Here is a 1,680-nt window from a genome sequence, read left to right on the forward strand (position 1 = left end):
GTCGTGACTGCGTGCCTTTTGAAGAATGAGCCTGCGAGTTTGCGGTGTGTTGCGAGGTTAACCTGTTGGTGGGGAGCCGTAGCGAAAGCGAGTCCGAAGAGGGCGTTTGAGTAGCATGCCCTAGACCCGAAGCGGAGTGATCTAGCCATGGGCAGGGTGAAGCGTGGGTAAGACTGCGTGGAGGCCCGAACCCACCAGAGTTGAAAATCTGGGGGATGACCTGTGGTTAGGGGTGAAAGGCCAATCAAACTCCGTGATAGCTGGTTCTCCCCGAAATGCATTTAGGTGCAGCGTCGTGTGTTTCTTGCCGGAGGTAGAGCACTGGATAGGTGATGGGCCTTACCGGGTTACTGACCTTAGCCAAACTCCGAATGCCGGTAAGTTTAAGCGCGGCAGTGAGACTGTGGGGGATAAGCTCCATGGTCGAGAGGGAAACAGCCCAGAGCATCGACTAAGGCCCCTAAGCGTGTGCTAAGTGGGAAAGGATGTGGAGTCGCAGAGACAGCCAGGAGGTTGGCTTAGAAGCAGCCACCCTTGAAAGAGTGCGTAATAGCTCACTGGTCGAGTGATTCTGCGCCGATAATGTAGCGGGGCTCAAGTACACCGCCGAAGTCGTGTCACCGCATGTAAGTGTGGTGGGTAGGGGAGCGTCGTGTGCCGGGTGAAGCAGCCGTGTAAACGTGTTGTGGACGGTTCGCGAGTGAGAATGCAGGCATGAGTAGCGATACATGCGTGAGAAACGTGTGCGCCGATTGACTAAGGGTTCCTGGGTCAAGTTGATCTGCCCAGGGTAAGTCGGGGCCTAAGGCGAGGCCGACAGGCGTAGTCGATGGATAACCGGTTGATATTCCGGTACCCGCTATGGAGCGCCAACGCTGAATCTTCTGATGCTAAGCCCGTGAAGCCGCTGGTGATCCTTTCGAGGTGATCCAGAGTGGTGGAGCCGGTGGCCCGAGGGGGTAGTAGGTGAGTGATGGGGTGACGCAGGAAGGTAGTCCATCCCGGGCGGTGGTTGTCCCGGGGTAAGGGTGTGGCCCGTTGTGCAGGTAAATCCGTGCGACATAAGGGTGAGACCTGATGCCGAGCCGATTGTGGTGAAGTGGATGATCCTATGCTGTCGAGAAAAGCCTCTAGCGATGTTTCATGGTGGCCCGTACCCTAAACCGACTCAGGTGGTCAGGTAGAGTATACCGAGGCGTTCGGGTGAACTATGGTTAAGGAACTCGGCAAATTGCCCCCGTAACTTCGGGAGAAGGGGGGCCTCTTCTGGTGATGACACTTTGCTGTCTGAGCTGGGGGTGGCCGCAGAGACCAGCGAGAAGCGACTGTTTACTAAAAACACAGGTCCGTGCGAAGCTGTAAGGCGATGTATACGGACTGACGCCTGCCCGGTGCTGGAACGTTAAGGGGACTGGTTAGTCACATCTTTGGTGTGGCGAAGCTGGGAACTTAAGCGCCAGTAAACGGCGGTGGTAACTATAACCATCCTAAGGTAGCGAAATTCCTTGTCGGGTAAGTTCCGACCTGCACGAATGGCGTAACGACTTCTCGGCTGTCTCAACCATAGGCCCGGTGAAATTGCATTACGAGTAAAGATGCTCGTTTCGCGCAGCAGGACGGAAAGACCCCGGGACCTTTACTATAGCTTGATATTGGTGTTCGGTTCGGTTTGTGTAGGAT

1 rRNA gene (only partly in view) is annotated in these 1,680 nt (G+C 55.6%); it reads left to right on the plus strand.

The features are described from left to right. Nucleotides 1–1,680 (plus strand): 23S ribosomal RNA (locus AOM46_RS31280) (its annotated part continues 1,121 nt past the right edge of the window); the annotation flags it as partial.

Origin of the sequence: Streptomyces sp. NBRC 109706, from assembly GCF_000974485.1 — a bacterium.
Taxonomy (GTDB): Bacteria; Actinomycetota; Actinomycetes; order Streptomycetales; family Streptomycetaceae; genus Streptomyces.